Raw genomic sequence first — 3,253 nt, 5'->3', positions numbered from 1 at the left:
CACCTGCATAAACACCATGGTGGCCAGGGCCGGGATCGAACCGGCGACCTTCCGCTTTTCAGGCGGACGAGATAGCCACTGACCTGCGGTTTATCTGAGTCTATGCGTCATATGCGCCGCATTGAGCTGCGCTGACGTATTCAGTCTGTCCGACGAACGGACATAAACCGGACACGGCGTTTGCACTCCCGTCCAGGAGCTTCCTCGCTGCCGCCTGCTTTGTGGGCGGCCTCGGAGGTTCCGGGGAGCAGACACCCCGATGCCCAGCATCGCATCATCAGCCACCGGATCGACACCCTCGACGCAGGGCTCGACATCGGCATCACAACATCCCGCCCTTCAGCAGAGTTCTGCCGGTGCCCCGGTTGACGGGAGGTCGCGAGCGCCCCAGGCCGCCAGGCCGCAGGGCGCGAGAGCGACAGTGGTCGGCCGGACGTCGACCGAGGCACCTAGTCTCAACCCGGCCGCGGCCGGCGGGCTTGTTATATGTGCCGAAAATGTCCGCGAGTCGGTTCGCGACGGGATCTCGACGAGCGAGCTGCGGGCCGTCGATGCACTGTCGCTGCGGTTCCCGAGTCCCGAGATGGTCGCCGCGGCCGCGGCATTGTTCGAACCGGCAGCGCCGTGGGCGTCTGGTCCTGACCGTCGCGGGGCCGAGCCTGAATCGGGATGCTTTCGCATCACTGTTGGTCCTGGCGTGGTGCGACTGAGTTGGACCAATCCCGTTCGCGTCGAGAAGACCGCCGAACGGGGCGTTGCTCATCACCAACGTGACGTTGACGACGCGGCGTTCCATGTCAGAAGAGACCTCGACGGCGATGCCGGGCACGGTGATCGGGCCGTCGGGTCTTCGATCCGACGGAGTCTTACGGCAAGCGAGCAGCCTGGCACTGGCGCTGTCATCACAGAGTGGTCCCGAAAGTCACGGTCGTCGATGTGCCGCACCTTCGCCGAACTCGACTACAGCCCACTGGTGGAGTCTGGCCGCGTCCCCGCCATGGTCACCCTCACGTACCCCGGCGACTGGGAAGTCGTCGCACCCGATGGCGCGAGCGTGAAGCGCCACATGGTGTTGTGGCGCAAACGCTTTCAACGTGAGTACGGCGAACCTGCACGCTACATCTGGAAGCTCGAGTTCCAGCGGCGCGGCGCTCCGCACATTCACCTGTGGATGGCGCCGCCGAACTCACCGGGGCGCTCGGGGCGAGGCTTCGCTCAATGGCTGTCCGAGACCTGGGCGCAGATCGTCAACCACCCCGACCCCGAGCAGAAGGCGAGGCATCGGCTCGCCGGGACTGCCGTCGACGTGCGGAACGGGCTGAAGGCCTGCGACCCCAAGCGGTTGGCCATTTACTTCACCAAGCACTCATCGCCGAACCTGCACGGCGACAAGGAATATCAGCACATCGTTCCCGAACTGTGGCGGCAACCCGGACGCGGACCCGGTCGGTTCTGGGGCGTGTACGGACTCAAGAAGGCCATTGCCATCGTGGAGGTGGCCCAGGATGCGTACCTCGCTGCGCGCCGGATCGTGCGACGGTGGTCGCGCAGCCAGGCCGTGTACAGCGACTCATCCAGCCGCTTCCCCACTTCAGTGCTGCCGCGCACAGCCACGCGTCTGGTCCCGCGCGTTGACCGCGAAACCGGTGTCACGGACTATCGCCAAGTTCGCCGACGGCGGACGCTGTGCAACCAAGCAGGCCTGGCCGGCGGCTACGCGCTGGTGAATGACGGACCGGCGTTTGCGTCCCAGCTCGCAGCAGCGCTACTGCCGGACGTGTGAAGGTCTCGCCGAAGGCATCAAAATAGCCGTCGTTGGGGCGTCGCACGGCGAGACACTAACCACATAATCTGGGTCCATGACTCTCGAACTACCGCCTCGCGTACCAGAGGGGCAGCGCCCCAGCGATTTCGCAAGCTTGGCCGCCGAACAGGTGGATTTAGAAAACGCGATCAACGAGCTAATTCTTCGGCTTGAAGATCACAAATATCGGTGGGAGCTTTACGAATTTGGACTTGACGCTACTGCGGACCCTGAACGGGTACGCGCTGTCATCGATCAATTGCAGACGGCGGTGCACAAAGGTGGGCCGGCTGTACTTGACCCGCTTCGCCGCGCACTGTGGACGTCCCACCCCGAGGGATAACTTCCTCTCTTGACCGACTGCGGTCAGCCCAAGCCGCCACCACGCTTTCGTAACTTTCGCAACTGCGCTAAGCTAGGCCCAGTTCCCAGAAGATGAGATGAAAGGAAGTGAGACCCATGAGCAGCGCCTCCGCGGAGATTGTTAACCCGCTTCCGGCCGATGCCAATGGGCTTGCCGATGTCCTCAGCTTCATCGAGGCGCACGAGGCCCGTCACGGGACCTCACCTGAACCTGCCTTCTTCCTGTCCGGCGCGGGTGAACACGATCGTGTCGAGCTGACCGAACAGCTATACGACGTTCTCAAGCGTGTCGCCCACGCACTCAGTCACGGCCAGTCGATCAGCATCCTGACCCGCGACCAGGAAATCTCCACCCAACAGGCCGCTGAGATCCTCGGTCTCAGCCGCCCCACGGTGGTTCGCCTCATCCAGGACGGCGAATTAGACGCGCACGTGCCCGGCGCGGTCCGACGCAAGCTGCGGCTTGCCGATGTTCTTGCCTACCGCGAGGAGCTTCACACCCGGCGCAACCGGTTCCTCGCCGAGAGCTCGGCAGAGTTCGCGGATGCCGACGCCGACGAGGTTGCCGGGTTGCTCGCCGAGGCGAAACGCAAGCATTGACCGTCCGCGGCGTCTGAAAGACTCCCCACGTGTATCGCGCTGTTCTCGACACCTGTGCCCTTGTGCCGAGCCTTCAGCGCGACTTCCTGTTGCAGCTGGCCACTGAGGAGGCGTACGCGCCGTTGTGGGGGTCTGGGATCCTCTTCGAGCTGGACTACGTACTCGCCGGCCTGCACGACAGGCGCAGGATCACCGATAGCGCCGTTCGCCGTCAGCACCTTTTCGATCAGCTGAAGCAGGCGTTCCCGGGCTCAGAGGTTCACGCACCCAAAGACCGCGAGTACAGCTACGGGCTCAACGATCCCGATGACGGCCACGTCGCCCACGCCGCGATCATTGGTAAAGCCGACGCCATCGTCACCGACGATCGCCGGGCTGGGTTCAGCACAGCGGAACATGTCAAGGCTGGTGAGACAGTTTCTTACGCGGATTTGATGAGTGCTTCGGGGGTTGGTTGGTTGATCCAGGCGACGGTGGGCAGTTTTG

Annotated in this window: 3 protein-coding genes and 1 tRNA gene; 3 read left to right on the top strand and 1 reads right to left on the bottom strand. The window is 63.7% G+C overall.

Going from position 1 to position 3,253, the window contains the following annotated elements:
* Positions 1 to 17 precede the first annotated feature (17 nt).
* Positions 18 to 85 (bottom strand) — tRNA-Phe (locus AC2VON_RS18720).
* 336 nt (positions 86 to 421) lie between these two features.
* Between AC2VON_RS18720 and AC2VON_RS18715 the strand changes: the two genes are divergently transcribed.
* From AC2VON_RS18715 to AC2VON_RS18705, 3 genes are all read left to right on the top strand, one after another.
* On the top strand, positions 422 to 1,783 hold the full coding sequence (locus tag AC2VON_RS18715; RefSeq protein ID WP_486954302.1) for a rolling circle replication-associated protein: 1,362 nt from the start codon (positions 422 to 424) through the stop codon (positions 1,781 to 1,783).
* 480 nt (positions 1,784 to 2,263) lie between these two features.
* Positions 2,264 to 2,767, top strand: coding sequence for a helix-turn-helix domain-containing protein (locus AC2VON_RS18710; protein ID WP_486954301.1), 504 nt, complete (start codon positions 2,264 to 2,266; stop codon positions 2,765 to 2,767).
* Positions 2,768 to 2,796: 29 nt separating this feature from the next.
* Positions 2,797 to 3,253: PIN domain-containing protein (locus tag AC2VON_RS18705; RefSeq protein ID WP_486954300.1), on the top strand; the 457-nt coding region annotated here is incomplete at its 3' end.

The organism is Mycobacterium sp. TH-M82 (assembly GCF_057473605.1).
Note: the sequence above shows the minus strand (reverse complement) of the source record. Positions and strands in the feature narration are given on the sequence as shown.

Excerpts from the sequence above, each read along its gene's own strand:
- AC2VON_RS18710 (WP_486954301.1), top strand. The coding sequence starts at position 2,264 with ATGAGCAGCGCCTCCGCGGAGATTGTTAACCCGCTTCCGGCCGATGCC.